This is a genomic window from Telluria sp. ZB4P34, from assembly GCF_059686055.1.
The window spans coordinates 301207-316085 of sequence record NZ_JCASIF010000003.1 but is presented as its reverse complement, the minus strand read 5'-3'; the positions used below and the strand labels follow the sequence as shown (position 1 = coordinate 316085).

Sequence of the window (14879 nt, the reverse complement as noted above, 5' to 3'; positions counted from 1 at the left end):
AGGCAGCATAGCATCTTCACCGGTGGCGGAAAAGACCGGACGCGGCGCTGGGCTGCGCCGTATGGACACCCGACTCTGCTATGATCGCTCCCCTTGCCTTTGCCGTACCCGCCGCTTCATGGACGCCTTCCTCGTATCGACCGGCATCGTGGGACTTGCCGAGATCGGCGACAAGACCCAGTTGCTGGCCTTCCTCCTCGCCGCCCGCTTTCGCCGCCCCCTGCCGATCGTGTTCGGTATTTTCGTGGCCACGGCCTTCAACCATGCCTTTGCCGCCGCCGTCGGCGCCCTGGTGAGCGAACTGCTGGGCGCCAATACGATGCGCTGGGTGCTGGGCCTGTCCTTCCTCGCCATGGCCGCATGGACCATGATTCCCGACGAGGTGAGTGAGGACGAGGTGCCGCTGGCGCGCTACGGCGTTTTTGTGACCACCCTGCTCGCCTTTTTCATTGCCGAGATGGGCGACAAGACCCAGGTGGCCACCGTGGCCCTGGCGGCGCGCTACGAGTCGATGGCCGCGATCGTTGCCGGCACTACCTTCGGCATGATGCTGGCGAACGTGCCGGCCGTGTACTTCGGCGAACGGGTCGCCAACCGCGTGCCGCTCAGGCTCGTGCACGGACTGGCGGCGCTGATCTTTGCGGTGCTGGGCATCGCGACCTTGCTCGGGGCCGGTGAATCACTCGGGTTTTAGTAGGGTGGTCGGCTTCGCCGACCGCGCGTTCAACCAAACCTTGAATTGCCTTCGCGTCTGCTCATGCCGACGTTGAACGCGCGGTCGGCGAAGCGTGATCTGGTCCACTGGACCAGCCCCCCCTACTCCTGCGTGACCCACACCGGCGCCGACCACAGCACGTTCCCGTCCTCCTGCGTCACCCGGGCATAATAAAAATGCCTGCCCGGCGCCGGCGTGAAGGTGCTGGTGGCCAGGTTCGACACCTCCGTAACGGTGCCGTTGCGCCCCGGCACACCCGCCATGATCGCCACCGCCGCCACCTGCTTGCCCGCACTGGAGGCGAAGTGTGCGTTCAAGGTAAGCGGCCCGCGGTTGGTGAAGCGCTCGCCCATCAGCCTGCCGTTCGCGGTGAGGACCAGCTGCGAGCCCTTGTCCATGGTGGCGAACACGCGCCGCGCCTTGAGCGCCTCGATGAAGCTGTCGCGCGTGAGCGCCGTCCCTGTGGGCAGCAGGATGCCGGTGCGGTTGCTGAAGGAAGCGCCCCAGTTGGCGCAGTGGTTGTCCTGGTTGGTGCTGAAGGCCAGGTGGTAGCCCGCCTCCAGCAGCCGGTTGCAGGCCTGCTCGAAGTTGCTGCGCCGGGTTTCGGTCTCGGTGTCGTTGGTCGAGAAGGCGGTGCTGTTCATCACCTCGCACAGGGCCATCGCCTCGTCGCCATCGGGCGTGTAGGCGAGCGGCACGCCGTTCACCTTGAACTGGCCGCTGTGCGACGGATGGTTGAACTGTCCCACCCAGCCGCGCTGGCGCATCAGGGTGTAGAGGGCGCCATAGTCGCTGCGCGGGCTGAAGGTGTCGGCCAGCAGTTCACCCAGGGCGTTGGTTTCCCAGCCCAGCAACTCGTCGCTGTTGAAGATGTTGACGTGGCCGCCGTTGTTGATGACGCCCCACTCCATGCCGTACAGCGCCAGGAAGCCAGGCTTGGTGGCGTTGAAGGCGGCCGCGCTGGCCAGGCCGGCCTTGTACAGCTCCCTGGCCTTGGCCGGGTCGGCGTCCGCGTTGGTGCCGTCCGAGCCGTCGTACATGTGGTTGTGCTCCGACACTGCCAGGATGTCGAGGCCGTGGCCCCGGGCATAGGCGAAGGCCGCTTCGGGACCGTATCTGGCCTTGAGCGGGTCCTGCGCGCCCTTGCATTGGTCGAGGGCGGCGCCGCCGTCGCTATGGTTGCTCTGGCTGTGCAGGTTGGCGAGATAGACCGTGTAGGGGAGCGAGGCCGTTGCCGGCGCCATCGCGGCGCTTGCCGCGCCAGCCGCGCGCGCCCCTGGCAAGGGGGCGAAACGCGGCAGGCGCTGCCCTGCCGTGGGGCCGACCGCGATCTGCCATTCCTGCACGACGGCGCCATGCTCGTCGTGCGGCACGCCGCGCAGGACGGCGCGCATGCGCACCCGGTACAGGCCGGCCGGCGCCGGCCGTCCGCCGAGGTGTCCGTCCCAGGCGACCTGCACGGGGACGTCCTGGTCATGGATGGCGCTGCTGCCGCGCCAGCGCCGGACGACACGTCCGCGCGAATCGACCAGTTCCAGCTTCCAGTAGACGGCCGCGGGTTGGTCGAGTCCGGGGTAGCTGAAGTTCAAGTTGAAGGTGCGATGCGCATCCTGCATGGCCTTGAACGGCGCGTGCAGGGTGGCTTCGAATTCCTTGTGCTCGGCAGGTGCCGCGACAGCGCTGCTGCAGCACAGGGCCAGCAGCAGCGCACGGATAGTGGGGGCAAGGAGTGTGGTTTTCATAATGCAATTTTGACAATTGCACCACGTTCTACCTTGAGCCTGGCCGGCCATTACGTTGTAATTTTGCTCACGGCATTGAGCATATTCAACGCCCACCATCGGTGCTATTCATGCGCACAGTTGCGTATGCCGTTGATGCGCGTGCGCACCGCCATGTCATGCCTGGAAAATCATCATGCAGTACAGGGAGTGTTCGTGCCGGCGATCGAGCGATGGACGAATGGAACCGTCACGATGCATGAGCGCTGGCGTCCACGTTCGACCTAAAATCGGCCTATTAAAAATGAGGGTCCCAGACCAGGACTAAGGCTAATTTTCCTTGACCAGTCCCTTTCGGTTAGTCGACAGGCAAGAAAGAATGCGCAGCAATTCCTGATGGTCAGCCGGCTTGACGAAGTGATAGTCAAAACCGGCAGAATCGGATAATGCGCGATTCTGTTGCTGGCCGTAGCCGGTCAGGGCGATGATGGTGGTGTTTGCGGTACATGCATTGGCGCGCAGGCGACGCGCCAGTTCATAGCCATTCATGTCAGGGAGCCCAATGTCCAGTATGAATACATCGACATCGAACTCTTGCACAGCCCGAAGCGCGCCGGCCGCATCTTCCTCTACGCGTACCAGGTACCCGACCGCTTCAAACATGTAGGCCAACATAGCGCCGGCATCCAGGTTATCGTCCACAATGAGCACGCGAAGTCCGGCGCCTTCGTGCGCGGGTTCAAGTGCCGGCGTGCCGTCCTGTGTTTGATCCTCCGTAGACAGCAACGGTAGGGTAATGACGAAACTGCTCCCCCTGCCAGGGCCTTCGCTCGCGACCTGGACCCCGCCGCCGTGGAGTTCAACGATGCTCCTGACCAGTGTCAGGCCGAGGCCCAACCCGCCTTGTGCCCGGTCTGCCGTGCGTTCTGCTTGCGTGAACAAGTCAAACACCCGCGGAAGCAGGTCCGGCTCGATGCCCACTCCGTTGTCGGCAATGCTGATACGTGTGGGCCCTCGATCTGCTGGCGGACCGGCAGTTCGATGTCCTGCTGACCGACCATTCACTGCCCGGCATGTCCGGACTCGCCCTTGTACGGACAGTGCGGGAGCGTGCCTACGACATGAAGATCATCTTCTCGTCCGGCTTCGGCGCTCCGGCGGCGGAAGACCTCGACATCAGGCCCGCATTCCTGCCCAAGCCCTTTAACTTGGCCGCACTGCAGGAAGTACTGGACGATGTGATCCAGCAGGACCAGGTTCGGGACATGCCGCCTGCCGGCCAGCATTGATCAGAAATGGAAGTCCGCCCGCACCATCGGCGTGCTGGCGCGCTGTCCCGCCCCGCCCGTGGTCCGGCGCGCATTGCCGAACTTGTTGTTCCAGAACTGGTAGCCGACGCCCACCCGGATCTTCTTCTTCGCATAGCCAAGGCGCGGGCCGATGTCGACCATGAGCGCCATGTCGAGGTTGGTCTCGGCACTGGTCGGGTTGCCGGTCTCGTCCAGCCCCTTTTCGGCGATGAAGTTCAGGAAGCCTTCGAAGGACCAGTGTTCATTCACCGGGATGCCCCAGCTGGCGCCGAACATCGGGTGCGTGTCGTAGGTATGGCGCCCGCGCACGTTGGCGATCGGCGGGAAGGGCCCGCTCGGCGCATTCGATTCGCGCAGCCACAGGATACTGGTGTTGAGGAAGCCCGGCACGTCCCACATCATGGTCGGGCCGGCCACCAGCATGCGCTTGCGCGAGTTGTAGCCGACATCGTCCTTGTGGTTGACGTCGAAGCCGAAGGTCAGCCCCAGGCCTTTTACCCGGCCGAAGCGGATCTCGGAGCCGTGCAGCGCGCCGATGTCGAGCGTGTGGCGGTACAGCAGGTAGGCTTCCCGCGCGCCGCTGTCGCTGCCTGGATTGCGCGGGTCGGCGCGGTCGGACTTCAGCACATCCAGGTTGAGGTAATTACTGCCGTACTTGTAGCCGCTGGCGTGGGTAAAGGCCACGATGTGCTTCTTGATGTGCCCAGGGTTGAAGGGCTCGGCGAAGCGGGTGCCGTAGCGGTAGCTGATGGCGTTGTCGCTCCAGTCCACCGCCCCGGCCGGCGCGGCGCAGCACAGCAGGGCGGCGCAGGCCGCCGCGGTGAGTTTCCTGGTCATCTCGATCATCCTGGCTGGTTGTTCCCATGGCCGGCGCGCGCGTCTTCCGGCCGGCGTTCCACATACAGTTCCACCGTGTGCTCGCGCCCGTCGTCGACGAGCTCGATCGCATTGCCCGCCTGCGGCGCGCCGTCGAGCACGAGCAGCTCGCCCACCGTGGCCGGCAGCACCGTCACCGCGTAGCGCGTGCGCCCGACGCGGTAACGGAAGCGCAGGCTGTCCCAGCCGGCCGGCAGGAGCGGCGCCAGCGCCAGGCGGTCGACCGTGTGGCGCAGGCCGAGCAGGGCGTCGGTGAGCAGCACCTGGGTCCAGCCGGCCACTGGGGCGGCGTCGACGCCATCCATCATGAAGCAAGGCGCGCCGGTACAGCGCACGCGTGCCGCGCCGCCCTGCGCGCGCAGCGGATTGAGCGCGGCGGCCAGCTCCCAGGCGCGGGTGGCGGCGCCCACGCCGGCCAGGGCCAACCCGGCCCAGGCCGCTGCGCGCCCGTCGGCCATGCCCTGCTCGTGAAACGCACCCAACACCGCCCCGACCCGGTCCGCGCGGGCGCCGGCCATGGCGGCCCAGGCCTGGGTGGCCGGGTCCGGGTTCCCCTTCCCATAGGCGTCGCCATTCCAGCCGTATTCCTCGGCCTGCGCCTTGAGCGCCAGCGCGGCGCCGCGGCAGGTGGTGGCGAAGCCGAAATCGGCGCGGCGGTCGGCGACCTCGGCAAAGCGCTGCAGCACCACGGCCAGCAGGAAGGCCAGGCCCACGCTTTCGCCCCTGGCGTCGAGTTCCTCTTCATCCTCGTGCATGTGGGCATCGTGCAGCGGCATGCCGTGCAGCCCGAAGCGCAGGCAGCCGCGCAGGCCGTGCACGCAGTACTGGTACAGGTCGTCGCGCGCCAGCCGGGTGCCGCTCGACGGGTCGCCCCCGGCCGGTTCGCGCAGCACGCCATAGTCACCCGTGGCGCTCACATAGCGGTGCAGTGCATACGGCAGCCACAGGAAGTCTTCCACCGGGCTGCCTGCGGCGCCGATGTCCGCGCGCGCCGCCCGCAGCAGCGCGGCGCGCAGCGTGGCCGGGCTGCCGTGCAGCGCCGCCAGCGCGCCCTGCAACTGCCCGGCCGGCGTGTCGCCCATGGCCCAGGCCACCGCACCGTAGGGCAGCCAGCCATTGGCGAACAGGTCGAAGCCAGGGTCGGGCGTGGCCACGCGCAGGCTGCCGAGCAACTCGTCCCAGTAGGCGTGCACCTGGCGCAGGGCCAGCGCCGCGCCCCTGGCGCCCCCGTGCTGCTGCACGGTGCGGCTGGCCGCCAGGCTGTCCGGTCCGGCCACGCCGAGCAGGAACACCAGCTCGGTCGCGGCGCCCGGCTGCAGCTCGACCCTGCACTGCAGGGCGGCGCACGGGTCGAGCGCCGCGCCCAGGCTGCCCGCCAGGCTGCTTTGCTCCAGCGCGGCCGGAAGGGCCAGGCTGCGGTGGCGGCCGACGAACTCGCGCCGGTCGGCGGTATAGGAAGGCTGCGGCGCATCCACGTGGAAGAAGCCGACCCGCTCGCCGAAGCCGGCGCCGAAGGCATTGCGCGCCAGCAGCGCGCCGCTGGCCACGTCCACCGTGCTGACGACCTGCAAGCCGGACGCGACCTCCGCTTCGTCCATCCACCAGCGCACGTAGCCGGTTACCGACAGGCGGCGCACGGCGCTGGACGCATTGTGCAGGCGCAGCACCGCATACTTGAGCGGCGCCTCGGGCGCCACGAAGCAGCGCAGCTCGGAGCGGATGCCGTGCGCCGCGTGCTCGAACAGCGTGTAGCCGAAGCCGTGGCGCGTCAGGTAGGGCTCGCCGGAGGGCATCGGCCACGGCGTGGGCGACCAGGCGGCGCCGCTATCCTCGTCGCGCAGGTAGAAGGCTTCGCCCTCCTCAGCCGTCAGGCGCAGCCGGCGCCGGCCGCACCAGGTGCTTCCAGGACCGGTCTGCGGCACGACGGACCCGAAGCCGCCATTGGCCAGCGGATTGCACCAGGGAGACTGCGCATTGCCGCCGCTGCGGATGACGGCTTCCCGGCCGTCCTGCGAGAAACCGCGCCCGCCGTCGTCATGCTGGAGCATCTCTTCCAGAACCGGCGCCGGGTCGGCCGTCCATGGCGGGGCTTCGGTCCGCACGAACGGTGGCGGCAGCGCAGGCAGGGCCGGCGCCGCGCGGCGCAGCTGGTCGGCGAGGCTGCCGCGTTCCTCCTGCAGCAGTACGTGCGCCGCCGCGCGCAGCAGGATGCGGTCTTCCTGCGGCAGCTCGGCCAGCAGATGCAGGTGGATGTCCTCGGCCGCTTCCGGTACGAGTCCCGCCAGCTCGTCGCGGACCTCCCGGCTCTCGCACAGCACCAGCAGCTCGGCCTCGAAGCCGCGCGCCTGCCAATAGGCGTGGGCCTGCAGCACCTCGCGCGCCAGGCCGCCATCCGAGCCTGTCTGCGGGGAGCCGGGCTGCAGCACCAGCAGCGGCCGGATGCCGTCCACGCCGTAGGCGCGCAGCGCGGCGCGGCCGCGCACGTTGCGTTCGATGACGCCGGCGTCGGCACGCAGGCCGGCCACCGGGTCGAGCAGGCAGCCTGCCAGGCGATTGTAGAGCTGGGCCTGCGCTTCGCTGAGGCCAGACGCACGCAGGAAGGCCTGGCCGTGCGTCCACGCCGCCTCGATTGCCTGCGCCACGGCCTGCGCTTCGGCGTAGCGGGCCGCCAGCCGGCGCGCGTCGGCGATCATCGCGGCGGCGCCCAGCGCCAGGTCGACGGTGCTTTCCTGGCCGGGCGCCAGCGTGATGCTGCGGCGAATCGCCAGCGCGGACATGTGCGGCGCCTCGTTCACTGGCGGCAGCGGACCGGCGGGATCCTGGCAGGCGCTGCTGAACAGCGGCGCGCCGGCGTCGGCGCGCACCGCCATCTGGAAGAACACGGCCGGGGCGCCCGTCCCCAGGGAGCACAGCAGCGCACAGGACGGCGCGTCGATGCGCACCGCCAGGTCCGGGCCGCCGGCCTCCAGCACCACATGCCCCGTGACCTCCAGCGTGCGCGGCGCCGCGCCGGTGTTGCGGATGCGGATGCGGCGCAGCTCGACGTCGTCCTCGGGCGCCACCACCACGTCGCTCACGAACGCCAGGCCGCGCTCCTCGCGCAGGAAGCTCGCGCGGCCCTCGGCGAACACGGCCTCGTAGCGCTCCGGCGCGCCGGCCAGCGGCGCCAGGGCGGCCGGCCACAGCTCGCCGGACGCCGTATCGCGCAGCACGCAGGCCAGGCCGCCCCGCGCCCCGAGCGGGTCGACCTGCCAGCGCGTGAGCGGCAAGCCCGCCCACAGGCTGCGGCTGGCGCCGTCGCTGTTCACCATGAGGTGGTAGCTGCCGTTGGACAGCAACTGTATTTCCGGCATGGCGCCGGCCTCGCCGGCTCCGTCGATGACGCGCCCGTGGGCCGCGCCGGCCGCCGCCGCTCCCGAGGGGGGCTCGTAAGGCGCAGGAGCGGAGGCGCCGCACGCAGGCATGGCTTCCTGCAGCAGCGGCTGCGCCGCGCGCAGTTCGGGGTCGGCGCAGAAGCGGCGCTGCATCGGCGCGTCGTGCAGCAGTTGCAGCAGCGCGAGCAGGCCCATGCCCTGGTGGCGCGCAATCACGGCGCGCACCACGTGGCGCCGTTCGCCATGCGGCAGCCGGCCCGCAGTATGGTCGACCGCGTCGAAGAAGCCGTCGTCGCAGGCCAGTCCTTCGCGCGCCATGCGCTGCAGGTTGGCCAGCGCCGGCGCCGGGGCCAGCGGCAGCGCCAGCATCGCCGCATAGGGCGCGGCGACCAGCTCGCCGTCCCCATCGCGGCCGAGGGCGGCGGCGGGGATGCCGAAGCGCCCGGTCTGGAAGCGCAGCTGGGCATCGACCGCGTTGCAGCTCGATTCCGAAAAGCCCCAGGGCATGTCGTGGCGGGCCCCGTGCGCCGCCTGCGCGCGGATGGCGGCGCGGCCGGCGTGGTCGAGCAGGGTGTCGCGCCAGGACGGCATCAGGAGCTGGGGCGCCAGGTAGTCCGACAGTGCGCCGCTGCGCGACAGCAGCAGCTGCTCGGGCCCGGCGATGCGCACCGGCCGGCCGAGCACCCACCAGTGGCGCTGTGGGAGCTGGCCCTGCGCCACCGCCAGGTAGCTGGCCATGCGCGCTTCCGACGCCAGCAGGTCGCAGCTGTCCGTGTCGAGACGCTCTTCACGCACGTGGCAGCCTGCGGCCAGCAGATCCGTTTCCGCGTCCAGCAGCGCGGCGAAATCCATGGCGGCCAGGCCGCGCGCCTGCGCCGCCAGCCGGCCGGCATCGGCCAGCAAGCCTTGCGCATGCTGGCGCCCGTCGCGCACCATGCGCGCCAGGCCATGGTGGGCGCCAGCCGGCGCCGCGAGGCCGGCCAGCTCGCGCAGTGTCGGGATGCGCGTGAGGCTTGCTTCGAGCACGAATTCCTGTTCCGCGCGCATCCACGGCGCCAGCGCCAGCAGGGCGTCCTGCATGACGCGGCACTGCGCGGCCAGGCGCGCGCTCCAGTCGCGCAGGGCGGAATCGGCCTGTCGAGGCAGGCCTTGCTCCAATGCGTCGGCGTCGGTGCTGACGCGGCGCAGGCACTCCCACAGGCCGGGCAAGGTGTCGGCCGCGCGGCAGCGCTGCGGGTCGACGGCGGCCCACACGGCCGCTACCAGTTCGCGCACCCCGTGCGGCTGGCCCTGCGCCAGCTCGTCCACCACCTGCAGGGCGGCGCGGATGCCGTCCAGGTCGCGCGGCCCGGCGATCGGCGCATCCGGCAGTTCGTCCAGGCCGGCGGCCAGCAGGCGCAGGCCGAGGGCCAGCCAGCCGCTGTCGCGGGTCGACACGAAGGCCGGCTCCACCGGCGCCAGGGTGGCGTTGTCGTAGGCGGCCATGAAATGGCCGTTCCAGCGTTCCAGCAGCGCCATCGAGGCCAGCGCACCGTCCAGGCGGCGCAGCAGCTCGCCCGGCGGCACGAAGCCGAAGTCGCGTGCCGCCAGGGTGGACAGCAGGCAGATGGCGATGCCGCCGGGCGTGCTGCGCGCATCGGCCAGCGGATGCGGATGCTCCTGTACGCCTTCCAGCGGCAGCCAGTTGCTGGCCGGGCCGGCATGCTCTTCGAAGTAGCGCCAGCTGCGGCGCGCCAGGCGCTCGAGGAATGCCTGGCGCGCCGCCGTCAGGCGCGGCGGCTGCGCGCGCACCGGCAGGCTGGTCCACCAGGCCAGCAGCGGCGACAGGAACCACACCAGCAGCAGCGGCGCCGCCGTGAACAGGGAATAGGGGTTGGCAAAGGTCAGCAGCACGGCGGTGGCCACCGCCAGCGTCGGCGCGAACCACATCGTGAGCAAATTATTCGCGACGACGCGCGCGGAACGCGCCAGTTTCGGCGAGCGCCATTCCAGTTGACGGCGGCGCGACACGTGGCGGCGCCACACGGCCCGCACCACGGCGTCGAGCTGGCACCAGGCGGCGTGCGGCAGGAAGCTGGTCGCGAGGGCGGCCCGCACCAGGGGCACGCGCGCGCCGCGCGCCCAGCTGTCGAGGTGCTGGCGCCAGGGCGCATCGTGCGGGCGGTCGACCAGCGCCACCAGGCTGCCAAGCAGGGCCGGCAGGAAGAATACCGACAGCACGGTCGCGATCCAGAACGCGGGCGCCGCCAGCGTGGCCCAGCACAGCACCAGCAGCGTCAACAGGGCCGGCGCCACCAGGCTGTCGCGCAGGGCGTCGAACAGCTGCCAGCGCGCGCCCGGGAGCATCGGGTTGGCGTCAAGCGCGCCGGCTTTTCCCTTGACACGGCCACGCACCCAGCCCGCCACCTGCCAAGCCGCGCGCACCGCGCGGTGGCGGCGCACCGCGTGCTCGCCATAGCTGCCCGGAATGGCTTCCTCGAGCCGCACGTCGCAGTCGCCGATCGCATGCAGGCAGCCCTCGTCGACCAGCCCCGGGCTGGCTTGCGCGTCCTCCGGCAGGCGGCCGCACAACACCCTTCCGACGGCGTCGACATCGTAGATGGCGGACCAGCCAAACATGCCGTGCGCTTCGCAGTCGCGCCCGGCGCCGCGGGCGGCCCAGGTGCCGCGGCCCTCGCTCCACAGCCGCTGGTAGCGGCAGGCGTGCGGGTCCGGCAGCGCGCCGCCGACGCCGGGACGCAGCATGGCGTGGCCTTCGGCCACCCGGGCGCCGCTCGCGTCCAGCGCCGGCTGGTTGAGCGGGTGCGCCATCGCGCCGGCCAGGCGGCGCGCCGCATCGCGCGGCAGGTCGGTGGCGGCATCGAGCGCGATCACGTAGCGCATTTCCGCCAGTCCCGCGGTATTGCCGGCCACGGCGGCGAAATGGGCGCGTCCGGTCCCGGCCAGCATGGCATTCAGGTCGGCCAGCTGGCCGCGGCGCCGCCCGCGGCCGATCCATTCGTGCTCGCCTTCGTTCCACGTGCGCGGGCGTTGCAGCAGCAGGAAGGGTTCGACCCGGCGCCAATCGGGGGCGGGCCGCCCTTCGTCGTCGACGCCGGCGAAGGCGTGCCGGTACGCATGGCGGCGGTTGAGCGCGTCGATAGCGGCCACCGCATGCGCGACCAGCGCCTCGTCGCCCGGCATCGACTCAAGCTGCGCATCGTGCAGGTCGGCCAGCAGGCAAAAGCGCAGGTGCGGGTCGCGGTTGGCGAGGTAGCGCACCTCCAGGTCGCGGCACAGGGCGTCGACCTGGGCGGCGTCGGCCAGGCGCGCGGACACCGCCACCAGGGTCTGGGCGCCGGCCGGGATGCCGTCGCCGAAATCCATGCGCGCAAGCGGTGCCGGCGGCGCCAGCCAGCCCGCCATCATGTCGACCAGCGTACGCGCCAGCGCGCTGCCGCCTACCACCGCGAGCAGGCCGGTGACGACCTGAAGAAACGGGCCGGCGCCCTCGCGGCGCGCGCACAGCACGACGGCGGCGGCGAACAGCAGCGTCAGCAGCACGGTCCCGGCGATCTGCGCCGCCAGCGGAGCATGGCGCAGGCGCCGCCGCAAGCGCGCCGCCATTCCGGGCTTCGGCTGCAGGCGCGCCTCGAGCGCCGCGACGCCGGGGCCGGCCAGGTAGTAGCCGATGTGGCGGCGGCGCGCGTCGAGCCCTCCTTCGCCAGGCGCGCGGTGCACGCCGGCCAGGGCCAGGGCTTCCTGCGCCACATCGGCCTCCGGACGCCTGCTGCGGCGCGCCAGCCGTTCGATGGCCAGCCGGTAGCCGTCGCGCGTGGCGCCGTCCATGCGCAGGTAGCTGCCCTCCGGGTCGGCGCGCAGCAGCGGCTCCACGCTGCTGGCGCTTTCCTGCAGCGCGCGCCAGTCGATGCCGCCGAGCAGGCGCAGGCTGGCCGCGATGTGCGCCGCGCGCGCGCCGTCGGCCGCCAGGATGTCGCGCTCCAGCTGCACCTTCTGCCCGATGCTGGAGCCGTCGTCGAGCAGGCGCGCATCGATCCAGGCCAGGGCCTGCGCCACCTGGCCGCCCTGCCCTTGCAGGCGGCGCGCGAGCTCCGCCACGAAACTGCTGCCCAGGGGCTGCACGGCGCGCGCCATGTCGGCCACCAGCAGCACCAGGTCGCCGGAACGATGCGCGGCGGTGTCGAGCATCCTGCCGGCCCAGTCGGCGGCAAGCAGGCGCTCTTCGCAGGCACGGGTGCTGCGCACGGCGATCTCGCGCAAGCCGTCGAGCAGCGCCAGGCGCAGCGCCGCGGGGAACAGGCGCAACTCGGCCAGTTGCAAGGGTGCGTCCTGCTGGCAGTCGGCCAGGAAGCGCGCCAGGCCCGCGTGCTCGATGCGCCCGCCGTCGCGGCTGCCGGCGTCGCGCGCCAGCACGAGGATGCGCGCCTCGCCGCCTGGCGCGTGCACCGGCAGCACGCCGCGGTCGTGCATGAGCTGGCCGCGCGCCTGGCGCAGGTTGGCGTCGATCTGGGGCAAGTTGTCGAGGACGATGGCGGCGCCCGGCGGAAGCGCGCTGCCGCCCCGCCGCGCGCGGTCGAGCGCCTCGCATGCGGCGTCCAGCCCGGCGCCCAGGGGGGCAAGCCGCGCGCGCAGGCCGGGGGCGCCGTCACTGGCGAGGGCGGGGGAGTCGGCCTTCGGATTCTTTTCTTGCTTCAACAGGGACCTCGACACAGAGGCGCGCGCTGTCGACTGCTGGCGCGCGGGGCGCCCGGGGCAGGTCGGCGGGGAGGGAAACGCAGGGCGCGCACGGCCTTCGTCATGCTAGAAGAACCCGGCGGCAGCTACTGTGCGGTGGCGTACACAGGCGCGAGATGGCGCCTGTGCCGAAGCAGATCGGCCGCCTGCTCAGCCGGCCAAGGCGAGCCCGCCGGCCACGTGCCAGGCACGGGCATGGCCGAGGCGGCGCAGCAGGCGCGCGGCGCGCGCGCTGCGGTTGCCGCTGCGGCAGACGAACACCAGCGGACGCGGTTCGCCGCGCAGCCACTGCGCAGCCTGGCCGGCGAGCTGCGACAGCGGCACGTTGTGCGCCGTGCGCCCGTGCAGCTGTGCGCCGGCGACAGCGTGTTCCGGCAACTCGCGCACGTCGACCAGCAGCGCGTCCGGATGGGCTTCCAGGTAGGCGGCAGCCGTGGTCGCATCGAGGTCGATGCCGTCCTCGGGCAAGGGCTCGGCGCCCGGGCGCGACACGGCCGGTTCGCCGAGCCGGTGGCAACACAGGGCGGCGCCGAAGCCGGCACCGTCCGGGATGGCGCCGAACACGAAGCGCACCGCGTCTTCCGCCAGCACGCCGTCCTCGCACCGTCCCAGCAGGTAGGCGTCGCCGCACCTGGCCAATACGTCATCGCCCATGGCGATGGCGCCGGCCGTACCGCCGCCGGCCAGCCGCAGCTGCTGCGCGCCGCCCGGCCAGCCAGGCGAAGTGCCGAACAGATCGCACAGGGCGTCGGCCCCGCCGGCCCCATGGCTCGTGTCGAAGCAGGCCAGCAGGCGGCAATCGCGCGCGCGCAGGTCGGCCGCGATACGCGGCGCCAGCGTGGCCGGAGGGTCGATCGCGATGCAATGACGGCCGGCGTCGTCGAACAGCAGCCAGCCGCTGGCGCCGCAGGACTCGACCTGTTGCAGGCGCGCCGCCGGCGCGGGCTTGGCGAGCGCGCGGCCGCAGGCCAGGATGCGCGCGCAGGCGGCGTCGATGAAGGCGTCATCCGCCAGCGGGCCGAAGGACAGGCGCACGGCCGACGCGCTGCGCACCAAGGGGACGCCCATCGCATCCAGCACATAGCTGGGCGCCGCCTTGGCGGCCGAGCAGGCCGACCCCGCGCTGACACGCACGCCGGCGGCGTCGAACAGGTCCAGCAACTCCTTGCTGCTCATGCCCGGCACCGAGAAATTCAGCGTGGTCGGCAGCGAATGCTCGAGCGGCGCGTTGAACACCAGGGCGGGAAAGGCTTCGCGCAGGCTGGCCGCGAGGCGGTCGCGGCCAGCCTGCAGCTGGGCGCGGGTGCGGAAGGTCGCGCCCTCCTCCAGCGCCTGGAGCACAGCGCCGAAAGCGGCGATGCCGGCCATGTTCTCGGTGCCGGAGCGCTGCCCAGCCTCCTGGCCGCCGCCGCACATCAGGGGCGTGTACGGGGCGCCTTCGCGCACATAGAGCAGGCCGACGCCCTTCGGCGCATACAGCTTGTGGCCGGAAAACGGCGCATAGTCGATGCGGGTGGCGTCCAGGCCGAGCGGCAGCTTGCCGAGGGCCTGCACGCAGTCGACCATCCACAGGGCCGGGCTGCCGGTCTCGGCTAGTACTCGTGCGATGCCGTCCAGGTCGGACACGACCCCGGTTTCGTTGTTCGCGGCCATGGTGCACACGAAAGCGGCGCGCGGCGCCAGCTCCTGCAGCACGTCGAGCCGGTGGCGGCCATCGCCGTCGACCGGCAGCGCGCGCAGTTCCAGGTTGGTTCCGAGCAGGCGGTTCCAGTGCGCCAGGCTTTCCGGCACGGCCTTGTGCTCGGTGGCGCCGTAGACCAGCAAGTTGCCGCAGGCTTCACTGCGGCGGCGCCGCTCGCGCAGCGCGCACAGGGCCGAGAGCACAGCGGTCTGGATGCCTTCGGTCGCTCCGCTCGTGAACATGACCCTGCCGCTGGCGGCGCCCAGCACCCGGCGCGCCCGGGCGCGCGTGGCGTCCAGCAGCGCCTTGGCGCGCAGGCCGCAGGCATGGCTGCTGCTCGGGTTGCCGAAGCATTCCTGCATCGCCACCAATGCCGCCTCGATGGCCGCCGGCAGGACCGGTGAAGTGGCGTTTGCGTCAAGGTAAAGTTCAGTGCTCATAAGAATAATTACAAAAAGGTGTTGCTGC

The 14879-nt window shown here is 71.3% G+C and carries 7 protein-coding genes; 2 read left to right on the top strand and 5 right to left on the bottom strand.

Going from position 1 to position 14879, the window contains the following annotated elements; translation table 11 throughout:
• Nucleotides 1–118: 118 nt before the first annotated feature.
• The gene (locus AC56KL_RS08285; RefSeq protein ID WP_497179679.1) at nucleotides 119–694 is read left to right on the top strand and encodes a TMEM165/GDT1 family protein; all 576 of its coding nucleotides are present in this window, start codon (nucleotides 119–121) and stop codon (nucleotides 692–694) included.
• 122 nt (nucleotides 695–816) lie between these two features.
• Here AC56KL_RS08285 and AC56KL_RS08280 read toward each other — a convergent pair whose 3' ends face one another.
• Nucleotides 817–2457 (bottom strand): CehA/McbA family metallohydrolase, encoded by a 1641-nt coding sequence (locus tag AC56KL_RS08280; protein WP_497179678.1) that lies wholly within the window; start codon nucleotides 2455–2457, stop codon nucleotides 817–819.
• 309 nt (nucleotides 2458–2766) lie between these two features.
• Complete coding sequence (locus tag AC56KL_RS08275; RefSeq protein WP_497179677.1) at nucleotides 2767–3417, bottom strand: response regulator; 651 nt, start codon at nucleotides 3415–3417, stop codon at nucleotides 2767–2769.
• A 23-nt stretch (nucleotides 3418–3440) separates the two neighbouring features.
• On the opposite strand from AC56KL_RS08275, the gene AC56KL_RS08270 reads away from it, so the two are divergent.
• A complete protein-coding gene (locus AC56KL_RS08270) occupies nucleotides 3441–3725 on the top strand; it encodes a response regulator (protein WP_497179676.1) in 285 nt (94 codons plus the stop codon).
• Here AC56KL_RS08270 and AC56KL_RS08265 read toward each other — a convergent pair whose 3' ends face one another.
• The 3 genes from AC56KL_RS08265 to AC56KL_RS08255 all read right to left on the bottom strand — a co-directional run bounded on the left by AC56KL_RS08265 (nucleotide 3726) and on the right by AC56KL_RS08255 (nucleotide 14851).
• Nucleotides 3726–4583, bottom strand: a complete 858-nt coding sequence (locus AC56KL_RS08265; protein ID WP_497179675.1) for an outer envelope protein — start codon at nucleotides 4581–4583, stop codon at nucleotides 3726–3728.
• Between the two features lie 5 nt (nucleotides 4584–4588).
• Nucleotides 4589–12691 carry a GH36-type glycosyl hydrolase domain-containing protein gene (locus AC56KL_RS08260; protein WP_497179674.1) on the bottom strand — a complete coding sequence of 2701 codons (8103 nt, stop codon included), beginning with the start codon at nucleotides 12689–12691 and terminating at the stop codon, nucleotides 4589–4591.
• Between the two features lie 189 nt (nucleotides 12692–12880).
• Entirely contained in the window at nucleotides 12881–14851 is a 1971-nt protein-coding gene (locus AC56KL_RS08255) for an aminotransferase class V-fold PLP-dependent enzyme (RefSeq protein WP_497179673.1), read from the bottom strand.
• Nucleotides 14852–14879: the final 28 nt, after the last annotated feature.

Coding starts and splice junctions, on each gene's coding strand:
- AC56KL_RS08285 (WP_497179679.1), top strand. CDS start 119: ATGGACGCCTTCCTCGTATCGACCGGCATCGTGGGACTTGCCGAGATC.
- AC56KL_RS08280 (WP_497179678.1), bottom strand. CDS start 2,457: ATGAAAACCACACTCCTTGCCCCCACTATCCGTGCGCTGCTGCTGGCC.
- AC56KL_RS08265 (WP_497179675.1), bottom strand. CDS start 4,583: ATGACCAGGAAACTCACCGCGGCGGCCTGCGCCGCCCTGCTGTGCTGC.
- AC56KL_RS08255 (WP_497179673.1), bottom strand. CDS start 14,851: ATGAGCACTGAACTTTACCTTGACGCAAACGCCACTTCACCGGTCCTG.